This is a genomic window from Microbacterium gallinarum (assembly GCF_014837165.1).
Classification (GTDB): Bacteria; Actinomycetota; Actinomycetes; order Actinomycetales; family Microbacteriaceae; genus Microbacterium; species Microbacterium gallinarum.
The window spans coordinates 1,417,404-1,432,502 of the sequence record NZ_JACSPM010000001.1 but is presented as its reverse complement, the minus strand read 5'-3'; the positions used below and the strand labels follow the sequence as shown (position 1 = coordinate 1,432,502).

At 69.7% G+C, this 15,099-nt stretch carries 14 protein-coding genes; all 14 read right to left on the bottom strand.

The genetic code is table 11. The features are described from left to right. Positions 1–2: 2 nt before the first annotated feature. The 14 genes from H9622_RS06640 to H9622_RS06575 all read right to left on the bottom strand — a co-directional run bounded on the left by H9622_RS06640 (position 3) and on the right by H9622_RS06575 (position 15,084). The gene (locus H9622_RS06640) at positions 3–1,649 is read right to left on the bottom strand and encodes a DUF885 family protein (protein ID WP_191765394.1); all 1,647 of its coding nucleotides are present in this window, start codon (positions 1,647–1,649) and stop codon (positions 3–5) included. Then, positions 1,646–2,650, bottom strand: coding sequence for an LLM class flavin-dependent oxidoreductase (locus tag H9622_RS06635; protein ID WP_191765391.1), 1,005 nt, complete (start codon positions 2,648–2,650; stop codon positions 1,646–1,648). Before H9622_RS06635 ends, H9622_RS06640 begins: the two co-directional genes overlap by 4 nt. Further along, positions 2,647–3,834, bottom strand: a complete 1,188-nt coding sequence (locus H9622_RS06630) for a pyridoxal phosphate-dependent aminotransferase (RefSeq protein WP_191765389.1) — start codon at positions 3,832–3,834, stop codon at positions 2,647–2,649. Before H9622_RS06630 ends, H9622_RS06635 begins: the two co-directional genes overlap by 4 nt. Before the next feature lie 152 nt (positions 3,835–3,986). Further along, positions 3,987–4,589, bottom strand: a complete 603-nt coding sequence (locus H9622_RS06625) for an Lrp/AsnC family transcriptional regulator (protein ID WP_191765387.1) — start codon at positions 4,587–4,589, stop codon at positions 3,987–3,989. A 54-nt stretch (positions 4,590–4,643) separates the two neighbouring features. Beyond that, positions 4,644–6,662 carry an alpha/beta hydrolase family protein gene (locus H9622_RS06620; RefSeq protein WP_191765385.1) on the bottom strand — a complete coding sequence of 673 codons (2,019 nt, stop codon included), beginning with the start codon at positions 6,660–6,662 and terminating at the stop codon, positions 4,644–4,646. A 55-nt stretch (positions 6,663–6,717) separates the two neighbouring features. Continuing rightward, positions 6,718–7,740, bottom strand: a complete 1,023-nt coding sequence (locus H9622_RS06615; protein ID WP_318247049.1) for an LLM class flavin-dependent oxidoreductase — start codon at positions 7,738–7,740, stop codon at positions 6,718–6,720. After that, positions 7,737–8,063, bottom strand: coding sequence for a TIGR04076 family protein (locus tag H9622_RS06610; RefSeq protein ID WP_191765383.1), 327 nt, complete (start codon positions 8,061–8,063; stop codon positions 7,737–7,739). Before H9622_RS06610 ends, H9622_RS06615 begins: the two co-directional genes overlap by 4 nt. Beyond that, complete coding sequence (locus tag H9622_RS06605; protein ID WP_191765381.1) at positions 8,063–9,337, bottom strand: metal-dependent hydrolase family protein; 1,275 nt, start codon at positions 9,335–9,337, stop codon at positions 8,063–8,065. The genes H9622_RS06610 and H9622_RS06605 overlap by 1 nt, the downstream gene beginning before the upstream one ends. 34 nt (positions 9,338–9,371) lie before the next feature. Beyond that, a complete protein-coding gene (locus H9622_RS06600; protein WP_191765379.1) occupies positions 9,372–10,244 on the bottom strand; it encodes an ATP-binding cassette domain-containing protein in 873 nt (290 codons plus the stop codon). Beyond that, positions 10,241–11,023 carry an ABC transporter ATP-binding protein gene (locus H9622_RS06595; RefSeq protein WP_191765377.1) on the bottom strand — a complete coding sequence of 261 codons (783 nt, stop codon included), beginning with the start codon at positions 11,021–11,023 and terminating at the stop codon, positions 10,241–10,243. Before H9622_RS06595 ends, H9622_RS06600 begins: the two co-directional genes overlap by 4 nt. Next, positions 11,023–11,937 (bottom strand): ABC transporter permease, encoded by a 915-nt coding sequence (locus tag H9622_RS06590; RefSeq protein WP_191765375.1) that lies wholly within the window; start codon positions 11,935–11,937, stop codon positions 11,023–11,025. The genes H9622_RS06595 and H9622_RS06590 overlap by 1 nt, the downstream gene beginning before the upstream one ends. Further along, a complete protein-coding gene (locus H9622_RS06585; protein ID WP_191765373.1) occupies positions 11,934–12,947 on the bottom strand; it encodes an ABC transporter permease in 1,014 nt (337 codons plus the stop codon). Before H9622_RS06585 ends, H9622_RS06590 begins: the two co-directional genes overlap by 4 nt. Before the next feature lie 93 nt (positions 12,948–13,040). Beyond that, positions 13,041–14,627 (bottom strand): ABC transporter substrate-binding protein, encoded by a 1,587-nt coding sequence (locus H9622_RS06580; RefSeq protein ID WP_191765371.1) that lies wholly within the window; start codon positions 14,625–14,627, stop codon positions 13,041–13,043. A gap of 34 nt (positions 14,628–14,661) precedes the next feature. After that, positions 14,662–15,084 carry a DUF4440 domain-containing protein gene (locus H9622_RS06575; RefSeq protein ID WP_191765369.1) on the bottom strand — a complete coding sequence of 141 codons (423 nt, stop codon included), beginning with the start codon at positions 15,082–15,084 and terminating at the stop codon, positions 14,662–14,664. Positions 15,085–15,099: the final 15 nt, after the last annotated feature.

Here is a 15,099-nt window from a genome sequence, read left to right as displayed (position 1 = left end):
GGTCAGGCCGTGGGCAGCGACCCCGCATACGCGTCGATCGAATCCAGGTCGGAGCGGTCGCCGAGGATCTCCCAGCGATGCAGCGAGAACGGCACATTGCCGTTCTGCCACACGCGATCGTGGAGAGCCCGGAGCGAGAAGGCGGTGCCCTGCGACACCGCGGCGTCGGTCACCAGGCGCAGCAGCTGCTGCTTGCCCACGTGGTAGGACATCGCGAGCCCCGGGGTGGCGAGATACATCGCGCACTCCTCGCGAGCGGTCTCGACATCCATGGGCACCAGCCGCACGAAGAAGTCGATCGCCTCTTCGAGGGTGAACGCGCCTGTCGCGAGGCTCACGTCGACGACCACCCGCAGGCTGCGCAGGCGGTTGAAGTTGTGCACGACCTCCTGTGAGTGCGGAGCATCGTCGAAGAGCCCGGCGAGCAGCATGAGCTCTTCGTTGTAGAACGCGATGCCCTCGTTGGCGACCGAGTCGATGTAACGGCGGCGGATCGGGTCGGGGTTCGCCCACGACAGCGCGAGCTGCTTGTAGTGCGCGCCCTCGTGGATGATGCCCAGACGCGGGTCCCGGGCGTTGGCGGCGTAGAAGTACGGCAACTCGGGCTCGGGGTGAGGCATGTACGACACCCCGTCGACGTCGAGGCGATCCTCGTCGGTGAGATCATCGCTCACACCGAGGAAGCGCAGCGGCTCGAGGTACGCCGGCATGGGTGCCACGTGATAGCGACCGAGGGTATCGGGCTGGCTGAGCAGTCCCTCCGCCTCGGAGAAGGCGCGGACTTCGGCCTCCTGCTCGATCTGGCGCTCAACCTGCGCCTCGATGCTCTCGGCGATCGGTGCCGGCTCGATGTCGCGGTAGCGGTTGCGCGTCACCATCTCGGCCAGGACCGCGCGCCGGTAGTCCTGCAGAGCCGCGCGCACGAGGTCTTCGGGCTCCTCGGCGATGAGGGCCACGTGACGCAGGAACCACACGAACCGTTCACGCCCGACCGGGGTCGACGGCGCGAAGGCCGCGGCCGACTCCGACAGCCACGTCGCGAACCCGGCGAGCGCGTCGCCCGCCGGCGTCGCCAGTTCGCGCAGCTGCGCGAGCGTGTCGTCTGTGACCACACCCGCCAGCCCTTCGATCGAGGCCGCGAACCGTTCGCCGATCCCCTCGAGCTCGACCGCGGCGGCACGGGCCAGGTCGCCCACTCCGGCGCGCTCCAGGTTGCGGGTCGCGAGGGCCACACGCTCGGGGATCGAGGCCGCGACGGTCACGAGGCCCCGCTCGACGTCGGCCGAGAAGGGAGGCCGCGGGAGCAGCAGGTCGAACCAGGGCCCGATGATCTGGCCGACGAGGAACACGGCGTCGCGCTCCCAGTTGCGCAGCACATCGAGATCCCACTCCACCCGGTCGAGCACCGACCCGAGCAGGCGGGCGTCGACGGCGGCGGCGACATCGCCTTCGGGGACGGATGCCTCGGCAAGGCGCGAGCGGAAAGCCGCGAGCTGCTCCCGCCGCTCCGCGACCGACTCGGGGGTGAACGAGGGCAGCCATCCTGGTGTGCGGCGCAGCCGCGGTATGTCGTCGGACGAGCGGAACGCGGCATCCTGAGCCCAGCGCTCGATGTCTTCCGACAGGGCGATCAGGTTCTCGGTGGTCATGCTGTTCTCCTCAGTTGGGGAAGCACTCGCCGGCCGAGCAGCTCGATCGCGGCGACGGGATCTGGCCCGAGAGGCGGGCCGAACGACAGGTGGGTGGCGCCGCGGGCCTGAAGCTCACGGCAGCGCTGGATGACGGCATCCGGATCGCCCGAGATTCCGAGCGAGAGCATCTGCGGGGTGATGGCGCTCACCGCGGCGTCCTCGTCGCCCTCGCGCAGCGCGTCGAGCGCGGGGGTGAAGTCCTCTTGCACGAGGCCCGCCCGCGAGAGCAGGTACGGCGAGAAAGCCGCTCCGTAGTACGCGAGCTTGAGCGCGAGGGCCCGGTCGGCCTTCTCGCGGTCCTCATCGAGCGCGAGCCACACGCACGCGGGCATGTCGAGGTCGGCGAGGCTGCGGCCGGCCTTGTCTGCTCCGGCGGCGACGAGCTCGGACGCGGTCGTGTAGTGCTCGGGCGGGAACAGGAGGGCGAGCACGCCATCGGCCTCTGCTCCGGCGAATGCGAGCATCCGCGGACTCATCGCGCCGATGTAGATCGGCACCTTCGTCGCGGGGAGTCGCAGGTAGGCGTCGCGGTTCCACCCGTCGCCGGCTCCCTCGACATCGGCGGGTCGCGCTCCCTCGATCAGCGCGCGGATGGCGCGGAGCGCGGCGCGCGTGTCGGTCAGCGGCTTCAGCTGGGGGATGCCCGCCCACGAGAGGAACTCGGCGGACCCGGCCCCGAGGCCGAGCAGGAATCGGCCGCCCGACATCTCCTGGAGCGTCGAGGCGATCATGGCGAGCTCGGCGGGGTGCACCGAGTACGGGTTCATGATGCCGATTCCCAGATGCAGGCGGGTCGTCTTCTGGAAGAGCGCGCCCAGCAGCGCGGGAGCGGACCGCATCATGAGGTCGTTCGACACCCACAGCTGATCGATGCCGGCATCCTCGGCGGCGACGGCCAGGCCGGTCAGCGCGGCGAGGTCGAGGTCGTTGTTGACCCGCAGGCTGAACCGGGCGGTCATCTCACCGCTCCCAGGTCTGCGGCGGCAAAGGCTGCCGCGTCGAGCCCTCCCGCGTCGCGCCAGGCGAGGTAGCGCGAGAGCCCCTCGCGGATCCCCTCCTCGGAGGTGGCGAGCGACACCCGGAGATGGTGCGGCGTGGTGCGCCCGAACGCCGATCCGGGAGCGAACGAGACCCCGGCCGACACCAGGTCGAGAGCCGCGAGTCGGGAGTCCGTGCCGGCGGGGAGCGGGAGCATGAGATAGAACGCGCCCTCCGGGCGGACGATGTCGACGCCGGCGCCCGTGAGGATGCTCGCTGCGACATCGCGGCGCGAGCGGTAGGCATCGCGCATGTGCGCCACGGCGTCCTGCGGTCCGGTGATCGCCGCGAGCGCCGCGGCCTGCGTCACGCTCGAGACGCACGAAGACTCGAGTTCGAGGATGCGCGTCACCGTGTCGGCGAGCCACTCCGGCACGAGGGTGTAGCCCACACGCCACCCGGTCATCGCGTACGTCTTGGAGAAGCTGAAGACCGACGCGACGTGATCGGGCGCGAGCACCGCCGCGTTGACGTGCGAACCGTCGAACACGATCTCGTCGTACACCTCGTCGCTCACGACGAGCAGGTCGTTCTCGACGGCGAGCGCGACGATGCCTTCGACCAGTTCGGGGGCCATGACGGTGCCTGTGGGGTTGTTCGGCGAGTTGAGGACGATGACGCGGGTGCGCGGCGTGATGAGCCGGCGGATCTCGGCGAGGTCGGGCTGGAAGGCGTCTTCGGGCCGCAGCGAGTAATGCACCGCCTTCGCCCCGATGAGCGTCGTCTGCATCTCGTAGTTGGGCCATGCAGGGTCGGGCACCAGAACCTCGTCGCCCGCTCCCACCACGGCCGAGAGGATGGCATCGATCGCCTGCACCGCGCCGTGGGTGATGAGCACCCGCTCGAGCGGTGCGGCGACACCGTACGCGCGCTGCACGCGCGAGCCGACGGCTTCGCGCAGCGCCGGCACTCCGGCGGTCTGCACGTACGAGACGCGTACACGGGCCGCGTCGAAGGCCGCCTCGGTCACGTGCGCGGGGGTGGCGAAGTCGGGCTCGCCGATCTCGAGCCGGATGATGGGCGACGTCGCGCCGAGCGCGAGATCGACGATCTCCCGGATGCCGGAATGGGGCAGCCGCGTCGCGGTCGTCGTGGCGTGGGGCAAGGGAGTCCTTTCGGCGGCGGAGGCGTCCGACGGTCGATGCCCGTACCATCGCCGAGCTGACTGTAAGCAGGAGTCTACCCAGGAAGCGCCCGTTGAAAGGAGTTCTCTAGCCAGAACTATTCGTTTGCCACGTTAGAGCGGGTCCTGAGGGATCATTCGCCCTCGTCGTCTGGCGCAGCGTCGAGCGTGACGGACCCCTCCATGAGCTCTCGGACGCCGCGCTCGCGCACGATCTCGCCCAGGCCCAGGAAGGTCTCGATCCGCTGCAGGCCGCGAATCGGCCAGATGCGATCGAGGAGGAGGGCCTGAAGGTGGGCGTGATCACGGATGCGGAAGCGGGCGATCATGTCGTAGCTGCCGGTGACGACGACCAGTTCGGTCAGCTCGGCGATGCCGCGCAGCTCGGTGAGGATGTCGGACAGGACAGCGTCGGTGGCGAGGGTCATCGGGATGTAGACCAAACCCGGATACCCCAGTGCCGACCAGTCGACGATGGTCGTGTATCCGCGGATCACGCGCTGCCGCTCCAGCCGGGCGATCCGCTCTCCCACCGCGGGCGGCGACATCCCCACTTCCCGGGCGAGCTGGCGTTGCGAGACACGCGGATCGTCGGCGAGAAGGAACAGCAGCTTGCGGTCGATGTCGTCGAGCTCGACGACCGGGCGGGGCTTCTCGACCTCTCGCGTCATGTTGGACATGGGCGAGCGCTGCGAGCGCGCCTCGTGCGAGTGCCCCTCGTTTTCGGATGCTGCCATGCCGTTTCCTGTCTGGTGAGAAGATATCCGCTGCATCGGTCAGCGCTGGAAGAACTATACGGTTGCGGGCAGTCGCGCCTCACCCGAGAGTGTCACGCCGAACCAGTCCAGCAGCAGGTCCGCTCGCTGGCGTCGGTGCACCGGCGTGCCTTCGCGGGTGAGCGAGTGCCCCTCGCCCGGGAACCTGATGAACTCCACCTGCCGGCCGAGCCGCCGCAGCGCGAAGAAGAGCTCCTCGGCCTGCTGGATCGCGCACCGGCGATCATTCTCGGAGTGGACGATGGCCAGGGGCGCCGTGATGCCGGCCACGTACTTCAGGGGCGAGGCATCCCAGTAGGGGGTCGCATCGTCGAGGTGCGAGACGCCGAGGTAGCTCTCGAAGAACCAGGGGGCCTCATCCTTCGTGGCGGCATCGCTGTACAGGTTGTAGACCCCGCGCTCGGCCCAGCCTGCGGCGAAGAGGTCTGTCTTGGCGAGCAGGAACGCCGTCATCATCCCGCCGTACGAGCCCCCCATGACGCCGACCCGCGCGGGATCGATGTCGTGGATCGACTTCAGGTGCTCCACGACCGCGACGATGTCCTGCACGTCGCGGTTGCCCCATCCCTCCCCCGGCTCCGCGGCACCGGGCGCGGCGTTGACCTTCATCCAGGCCGTGCCGTAGCCCGCCGAACCCCTCGGGTTCAGCCACGCGACGGCGTAACCCGCGCTGAGGAGCAGCTGCACCTCATGTGACCACTGGTATCCGTACTGCGTGCCGCCGCCCTGGAGCCACACCACGAGCGGGTGGGGGCCGTCGGCATCGGGCGTCGCGATCCAGGAGTCGATCGTGGTGCCGTCGACGTCGACGGGGATGTGCTCGGCGTCACCGAGGCGGTGGGTGGCCCGGTAGTGAGCGTTCGGGTCGTGGAGCACGGTCGAATCGGACCCCATGCCGACGATCACCCTCGGCGGGCTCGACGGCGACGACTCGACGGCGACCCAGCGGTCGGCATGACCGGCGAAGACGGTGACCTGCCGTGGTCCGGTGAGGATCGGCCGCGCCGACACGGGCTCGCCGGCGGCACACGAGATCTCCACGACCTCGATCCGCCCTTCCGACCCCACGACCGCGACGAACGCGTCATTCGAGACCCACGCTATCGAGCCGGGCGACACGTCGCGGTCGATCACGGAGCGCAGATCGACGACCTCGCCGGACGAGTGGTCGATGAGCGCGGGGAACGCGCTGCTGGGATACCGCGCGATATCGACCGCGATCGCCGCTGCCCGGGTGCCGTCCGGCGAGGGGACGGGCCGGACGATCTCGCGGGTCGCGTCGGTGAGCGTGCGGACCGTGCCCGAGGCGAGGTCGAGCCGGTGCAGGGCGTTCGCCTCGGTGAGATCCCAGTCGGGCTGGCGCTGCGAGGTGAACAGCAGCCCCTCGCCGTCGGCCGTCCAGGCGATGTCGTGGTCGTCGGCCGTCCCGTCGCTCACGAGCCGCGCGTCGCCGCTCGCGACGTCGACGACGAACATCTGACGGCGGTTGTTGACCGTCCACCCGATCCCGTCCGCCGAGAACCGCAGTGTCGTCAGCCGCAGCGGCGGCCGGCGATCCTCGGACGTCTCGAACCACGAGCGGTCGACCGGCACCCTGGCGACGACGGCCAGGTGCACACCGTCCGGCGACCAGGCGAGTTCCTCTATCGCGTCGGGCAGTTCGGCGACGTCGCGCACCGCCGACGGTTCGCCGGTGGCCGCGACGGATGCTTCGCGGATGACGCTGCGGCCATCCCGCGTCGTCACCCACGCCAGTGCAGCGCCGTCCGGCGCGAAAGCGGGAAGGCGTATGCCGGGCCCGCGGTCGACGAGGACGGGAGGCGCGGCATCCGGTCTGACGGGATCGTGGAGCGTCACGCGTCCGATGTACGCGTTCGCCTCGGAGTCGGGGCGGGTCTCCATCACGAGGACGCGCCCCGAGCCCGGTTGCAGCCGCACGGCCGACGGCGTCCAGATCTCCTCGAGGTCCTGGGCGACCACCGGCACGATCTCGCTCTCGGCCGCGGGGCCGTCCGCCGGACGCGTCATCGTCATACTGCTGTCTCCTCTCAGGGTCGCGCGTGCCGCATGAGGGCACGCTCGAGAACGTCTATCGGCCGGGCGCCGGGCGCCGAGCCGGACTCAGCCGCGGAAGCACCTCGCGTCCGAGCAGGCGGATCCCCTCCGCTTCGTCGGTGCCGTGCGGCGTGCCGAACTCGATGCGGTCCACGCCCGCATCGATGAGCCCCTGCGCCTGCGCGGCGATGTCGTCGGGGTCGCCCGCGAACGCGAACAGGTCGAGGACGTCGTCGGGGATGATCTCGCCGGCGTCGTCGCGACCGTCGCGGATCCGTTCGCGGATCGTCGGGATGAGGTCGGGGGGCAGCTGCACGGTCGGATCGAGCTCGGCGATGACATCGAGATACATGGCGACCTCTCGGCGGGCCAGGCTCCGGGCGGCATCGCGGTCACCATCGATCACGGTCACCGCGCCGAGCACGACGCCGATGTCCTCGGCCCGCCTCCCGGCGGAGTCGGCACCGACTCGCAGCCGCTCACGGGTGACTCCGATCATGGCCGGGTTAGCGCATCCGCCGATCTTGATCTCGTCGGCGCGCTCACCGGCCAGCGCCGCACCGAGCGGCCCCCACGAGCCCACCAGGATCGGAAGCCGGCGCGAGTGCGTGACGAGTCGCACGCCCTCGTCCAGCCGGAAGGTCGGCCCCTCATAGCCGCGGCCCTCACCCTCGAGCAGAGCGTCGATGAATCCCACAGCATCACGCAGATGTGCGACCGGGCGCTTCGGCTGCACGCCGATTCCGTCGAGCCATGACCCACGCGCGAGACCGACGTACGCGCGGCCGCCGCTGTGCTCGTCGAGCAGCGCCGCCTGATTCGCGATCTCGTACGGGTGGAGGGTGAAGGGATTCCAGCACGCGCAGCCGAGGCGGATCCGCTCCGTCGCCCAGGCCATCTCGATGAGGGGCACGATCGACGACTGGTAGAGCAGGTCGGAGAAGACGCTCACCCCGTCGAAGTCCAGCTCCTCGGCCAGCACAGCCAGCTCGGCATACGCGCCGCGCGCCTTGTCGGTCTGCAGGCCGAGCGAGATCGGCACACCGGAGCCGTTCACGTGAGCTCGCTCGAGTCCATCGAGCGCAGCGCGCCCCGCTCGATGCGCATCACGAGCCGCTCCTCGGGGTCGGGGCACGCGACCTCGCTGTCTCGTTCGAGCCAGTCGCAGGCCGGCAGCGGCCGCTGCTTCGCCGGAATGAGCGGGAGCGCGGCGCTCAGTGCGTACAGGCAGAAGTGCGTGTCGCCGGGGATGCGCAGCTCGTTGCTGCCGGTCACCGTGAAGCGGTCGCCCACGGCCATGCCGCAGACCGAGCGCCCCTCGATGCGATCGACCACGACCTCGAGGTCGTAGAGCTCCATGTCGCCATCGCCGGTCGTCATCACCGCTCCTCCGTGCCGGGCGTCGCCCTGCCGTCGTCTCGGACGACGACGCCGCCCTGCATGACGAAGTCGAGGTCGCGAAGCGCCGACGGAGAGGCCAGCGGGTCTTCGGGGAGCGCGATCAGATCGGCCCACTTGCCCTCGGCGATACTGCCGGTCTGGTCATCGATGCCGAGCCACCGCGCGGGCGCGAGGGTTCCCGCGCGCAGCGTGCGCGCGGCATCCAGTCCGAAGTCGTGCATGTGCTCGAGCTCGCGGACGACCGCCGACGTGCCCTCGAACGGCCAGAACGGGGGCATGTCACTGCCGAGGAGCACGTCGACACCCGCTTCCAGGGCCATCCGGTACGACGCGATGTGGCGCTCACCGGCACCGAGGGAGCGCTGCTGCATCCACTGCGGAACCCCGAGCTCGTCGAAGAACGCGCCCGAGCGGGTGACGATGAGCGTCGGCACCAGTGCCGTTCCGTTCTCGGCCATCGCTCGGCACACCTCTGCAGTCAGCTCGTAGCCGTGCTCGACGCAGTCGAGACCGAGGCGCACGGCCTCGGCGATGACCGCGGCCGGGCCCGCGTGAGCGGTGACCTTGCGGCCCCACGCGTGGGCGGTCGAGATCGCCGCCGCCATCTCGTCGGTGGTGAGCTGCGGGGTCGAGATCGTCTCGTGCTCGCCGGCGATACCGCCCGAGATCATGATCTTGATGAGGTCGGCACCGGCGCGGATCTGCGTGCGCACGCCCCGGGCGAACTCGTCGGCGCCGTCGCACTCCATGGTGTCGTCCGACGAGTGGCCGTGGCCGCCCGTGCACACGAGCGCCCGCCCGGCGGTGTAGATGCGGGGGCCTTGCACCCAACCGCTGCCGATCGCCTCCCGCAGCGCGAAGTCCGCGTGACCTTTCTCGGCGACGCACCGCACGGTCGTCACGCCGTTGTGCAGGGTGCGGCGAGCGCCGTCGGCCATGTAGAGGGCGATCCCCGCGGGATCCATCGACTCGAGTCGCTCTCCGACGGGACCGGGGAGCGACAGCGAGAAGTGCGTGTGCATGTTGATGAGTCCCGGAGCCACGAAGGCGCCGCCCATGTCGAGCACAGGGAGGCCGGACGTGCCGGACCCCTCGCTCGACCCGTCGTCGGGGATGATCGCTTCGATCACGCCGTCGCGGATCCTGATCGCAAGACCCGCACGCACGACCCCTTCCTCGACGTCGACGAGCCGCAGATTGCGAAGCTCGGCATGACCCTTCGTCTCGAACGAGGTGACTACACCCACCTGCATCGCTCCTCTCTGTGTTGCCGGCGATCTTGCGCCCTCAGGACGCGACCAACGCCTCGGCTGCGACGAAATGCCCGGGTGCGCATTCGACCAGCCGGGCTTCCTCGTCGGTTCGGATGACGGCTCCTCGCCGTTCGGGCGCGGACGGCATGGGCGCGTCACGACCCAGGCGCGGGATCGCGCTGATGAGCTCACGGGTGTACGGATGCCGCGGCTCGGCCCAGATCACGTCGGTCGGGGCGACCTCGACGATGCGCCCGAAGTGCATGACCGCGATGCGGTCGGCGATGACCCGCAGACCCGACAGGTCGTGCGAGATCATGAGCAGCGCGACTCCTTGAGCGGTCGCGGTGTCGGAGAGCAGCCCGGCAACCTGCAGCCGGGTAGAGGCGTCGAGTGCCGATACCGGCTCGTCGGCGACGATGACCCGCGGATCCGAGGCGAGCGCCCGCGCGATCGCGATCCGCTGACGCTGCCCCCCCGAGAACTGGTGCGGAAACCGGTTGGCGGCAGACGCCGGGAGACCCACCGCTTCGAGCAGCTCGCGCACGCGGGCGGCTCCGCCGCGGCCGGGCACGGCATCCTGGATCTGGCGGCCCACGCGTCGGCGGGGGTTCAGCGAGGAGTACGGGTCCTGGAAGACCATCTGCACGGTGCGGTCTGCGACGGGACGGGCACGACGCCCGAGCGGCGCGATCGACCGGCCGTCGATGAGGACCTTGCCCGAATCGAGGGGGTTGAGTCCGACGATCGCGCGCCCGAGGGAGGACTTTCCGCAGCCCGACTCGCCGACGAGTCCGAGGACCTCGCCCGCCTCGACATGGATCGAGACACCATCGACCGCCCGAACGGTGGGGCGACCGGTGACCTTGTACTCGACGACGACGTCTTCGACCTTCAGCGCGGTCATCGCGCCACCTCCGTGTCGGGGAGCGCGTCGACGAGCGCCCGCGTGTACTCGTGCTGCGGTTCGGCGAGCACGTCCCGCGTGACACCCGTCTCGACGACCTTGCCCGACCGCATCACGTACAGCCGGTCGGAGACCACGTTCATGACCGCGAGGTCGTGCGTGATGAACAGCATCGCCATCCCCAGCTCCTCGCGAAGACTCTGGAGCAGGTTGAGGATGCCGGCCTGCACCGTGACGTCGAGGGCGGTCGTCACCTCGTCGGCGATCAGCAGCTCGGGCTCGCACGCGAGAGCCGAGGCGATCGAGATCCGCTGGCGCATGCCGCCCGAGAAGCGGTGCGGATACGAGCGGATCGCGAGATGCGGGGCGGGGATGCGCACACGATCGAGCAATTCGATCGCGTGCTCACGGGCCTGCCTTCGCGTGAGACCCCGGTGCACCCGCTGGTGCTCGGTGAGCTGGGTCTCGATCGTGAGCATCGGATGCAGCGACGTCATCGGGTCCTGGAAGACCATCGCCACCCGGTCGCCGCGCAGCCGGCGCAGAGCGGCGGTGTCGAGCGAGAGCACGTCCTGCCCGTCCAGGAGCACCTGGCCCGAGGTGGTGGCGTTGTCGGGCAGGAAGCCGAGCGCGGTGAGGGCCGTCAGCGTCTTGCCGCTGCCGCTCTCACCCGCGAGGCCCACGACCTCGCCGGGCTCGACCGTGATGTCGACGCCGTCGACGAGCGCCCGTCCGCCCACGGCGATGTGAAGGTCGCGGATGTCGAGAAGAGTGGCCATCACAGCTCCATCGACTGCACGGCGCGGGACGTGCGGGGGTCGAGGGCGTCGCGCAGCGAGTCGCCGATGAAGTTGAAGGCGAGCACGATGCTCAAGATCGCGAGGCCCGGGAACAGGGCGACCCAGTAGTTGTAGAACACCCGTGAGCCCTCCGAGACCATCGCACCCCACTCGGGAGTGGGCGGGACCGCGCCGAGCCCGAGGTAGCTCAGGCCAGCGAGCAGCAGGATCGCGTTTCCGAGCTCGAGCGTCGAGATCACGACGATCGGGCCCAGGATGTTCGGCGCGATGTCGCGACCGAGCGTGCGGGCCGGTGACGCGCCGATCAGCCGCGAGGCGGCGATGAAGTTGCTGTCGCGCAGACCTATGACCAGGGATCTGGTCACGCGCGCGTACGCCGGCCACGAGACGACCACGATGGCCAGCACGGCATTCACGAGCGAGGGGCCGAGCGCTGCCGACACCGCCATCGCCAGGATGATCGCGGGGAACGCGAAGAAGAGGTCGACCACGCGCATCGCGACAGCGTCGACGCCACCGCCGAAGTAGCCGCTGAGCGCCCCGATCGTGGCGCCGATCACGAGCGAGAGCAGCACAAGCATGACCGCGATCGGGATGCTGATCCGTGCGCCGTAGATCACGCGCGAGAGCACGTCGCGGCCGACTCCGTCGGTGCCGAACCAGTGCTCGGGCGAGGGCGGAAGGAACCGGGCGGAATCCTGCGCGAGCGGGTCGTAAGGCGCGAGGAGAGGCGCGAAGATCATCACGAACACCCAGAACGCGACGATCAGCACACCGACGATCGCCAGCGGGCGACGCCAGGCTGCGGGCAGACGCCAGCGGGGAATCCAGCGCCGCTTGTCGACGGAGCCGACGGGGTCCACCGTGTCGAGGGCTTGCTCGGTGACAGTCATGCGCGACGGATCCTCGGGTCGATGACCCCGTACAGGATGTCTGTCACGAGGTTGACGAAGATGTAGATGAGGGCGACGAAGATCGTCACGCCCACGATGGCGGCGAGGTCGAGTGTCGAGGCCGCCCGGTAGGCGTACGACCCGATGCCCGGCCAGGCGAAGATCTGCTCGACGAGCACCGTTCCCGCCAGAAGCGAGGCGAAGGCGGTGCCGACGACCGTGATCACGGGGACGAGCGCGCCGCGCAGGACGTGTCCGAAGACCACCCGCCGGCCGCTGAGGCCTTTCGCCTCGGCCGCCCGGATGTACTCCTGACCCAGGACGTCGAGCACCGATGCCCGGGTGAAGCGCATCAGGAGTCCGACCATCGCGGCCGACAGCACGATCGCGGGGAGGATCAGGTGGGTCACCGCCTGCCAGAAGAGGGGCAGATCACCGGCCAGGAGCGAGTCGATCGTGTAGAAGCCGGTGACCCGCGGTGGAGGGATCACACCCGCGTCGAGCCGGCCCGACGAGGGGAACCAGCCCAGCTGGGTGGAGAAGATCGCGGTCGCGATGAGCGCGAACCAGAAGATCGGGATCGAGACACCGCCGAGGCTGAGAGCCCGCAGCGCGTTGTCGAGGTGACCGTTCGCACGGAGCGCGGCGACGATGCCGAGGCCGCCGCCGACGATCACGGCGATGAGGGTGGCCGCGAGTGCCAGCTCGGCCGACGCGGGTCCGAACAGCTGCAGGTCCGTCATGACCGGACGCGCAGTCTGCACCGACTCGCCCAGATCGCCCCGGGTCACGCCCGAGACGTAGAGGAAGAACTGCTCGTACAGCGGCCGGTCGAGCCCCAGGCGCTCGCGCATCGCGGCGACGAGTTCGGGGTCGGCCGCGGCGCGTTCGCCCAGCCGCGCCGTCGCGGCGTCACCGGGGAGAACCGCGGTGAGGAGGAACGCGACGAGGATCGTGCCGATGACCAGGAGTACGGCGGCGCCCAACCGCTTGGCGATGAACAGCGCCACGGGTCACCTCGGATTTCTGATGAGGGGGGATGGGTGAGGCGGCACACGCCCCGAGGGGGAGACGAACTCCCCCCTCGGAGCGTGTGCGTCGGATCAGCGGCCGATGGCTGCGATGTCCAGCGAGAATACCGGGTCGAACTTGACCTCCCCGATCGCCGACGCCGAGACGACCGACGCCGCGGGCTGGAACAGCGGGATGATCACACCGGCTTCGTTGTGCAGCTGCTGGAACTCCTGGTAGAGCGTCTCGCGGGTCGCCGCATCCGTCTCGGTCGCGACCTCGGCCATGACAGCCTCGAGCTCGGGGTCGGCGCCGGCCGCCCAGCCTGCACGGAGACCGACGACCTCACCGGGACCGAAGGCCAGGTAGTCGGCCGAGTCCGGGTAGTCCGGGTTCCACAGCCACAGGCCCATCTGCTCCGTGCCCGCACGGTAGCTCTCGAGCGTCGTGGCGATGGGACCGGGCTTCAGGTTCACCGTGATGCCGACCTCGGCCAGCTGCGAGGCGATGCGCTCGGCGAAGGGCTGCATCGACAGACCGTTGCTCGAGAAGTCGCTCGCGTACTCGAGGTCGACGGACAGGTCGCCGCCGACGCGGCCGGCTGCCTCCGTCGCACGGTCGACATCGCGCTCGACCGCACCGTCGGGACCCAGGGCGCCGAGGTAGGACGAGGGGACGATGCCGTAAGCGCGCTCCGCGCCTTCACCGGCGAGCTCGAGGATGCCGTCGAAGTCGAGACCGTACTTGACCGCCTCGCGGAAGTCCGGGTTCGACGTGATCTCCGAAACGCCCGAGTCGGCGTTGAGGAACACGAAGAAGATCGTCGGCGACTGCGAGGTGCTCACGATGACGTCTGACCCGAGGCCCGCGATCTGGTCGGATCCCAGGTCGAGCGCGACGTGGGCGGTGCCGCTCTGGACATCCATCAACTGGGCCTCGGCGGTGGCGTTGCGCAGCACGACGCGGTCGTAGACCGGCGCGTCGCCCCAGTACTCGGGGTTTGCCACGAGCACCGTCTCGGTCGTGGTGTCGAACGACTCGATCGTGTACGGGCCGCTGCCGGCCGACGTCTCGTTGAGGAACTCCTCCGCGGTGTCGGAGTCTGCGGCGCCCTCGGCGTCGGTTCCGCCGTTCTCCTTCACGAGAGCGCTGTTGACGATGCCCAGCGTCGGGCTGGTCACGATCGCCGGGACGGCCGTGTTCGGCTCCTCGGAGGTGATCACGACGGTGGTGTCGTCAGGCGCTTCGACCGACAGACCCGACATCAGGAAGGAACCGTTGCCCTGGACGTTCTTCACGCGGTTCAGCGAGAAGACGACGTCGGCAGCGGTCAGCGGCGTGCCGTCGGAGAAGGTGATGCCGTCGCGGATGGTGAACGTGTACTCGGTCGCGTCGTCGTTGACCGACCACTCGGAGGCCACGCTCGGCAGCGGTTCCTCGGCGTTGCCGTCGGCGAAGGTGAGCAGGCTGTCGTAGACGGCGTGCAGCACGATGCCGCCCGTCGTCTCGAACATGCGGGCGGGGTCAGCGGTCACGAGGTCGAACGACTTGTCGATGACCAGCGACTCGACAGCGGGTTCCTCCGACTCGCTCTGAGCGGGGGCGGAACAGGCACTGACGATGAGGGCGGATGCGGCGATGAGGGCTGCCGCGCCCACCAGTTTCACAGAGCGCTTCACTGTGGTTCCTCTTTCTCGGTGATGGGACTTCGGGTTATTCGGGAAGAACGTCTTCGTGGTTGTGGACGACGAGCCAGCGGCCGTCCCGGCGCTGCCAGACCGCCGTGTTGCGCACCCGCTCGGGGGCGACCGCCGGGTCTACGAACCGCACGGCGAACGTGTGACGGACGAGCGCGACGTCACCCCACACGTCGACGACCGGGTCGGTCACATCGATCCCGGCGACCGATGCGACGCTGCCCGCAGGGCGGGAGTCGCGCAGCTGGTTGAGGCCCGAGAGCCCATGTACGAGCGGCTCGTGCTCGGTGTCCCAGATCGTGACGTCGTCGGCGATGTAGCTGTCGGCCCGCGCCCGGTCAGATGTCAGGTAGGCGTCATACATCTCGTAGACGGCACGCGTCAGCCATTCGGCATCCTGCGTCACGGCGTCGGTGGTGGCGGTGGCGTCCTCGGGCATGGGGGGCAGCCTCTT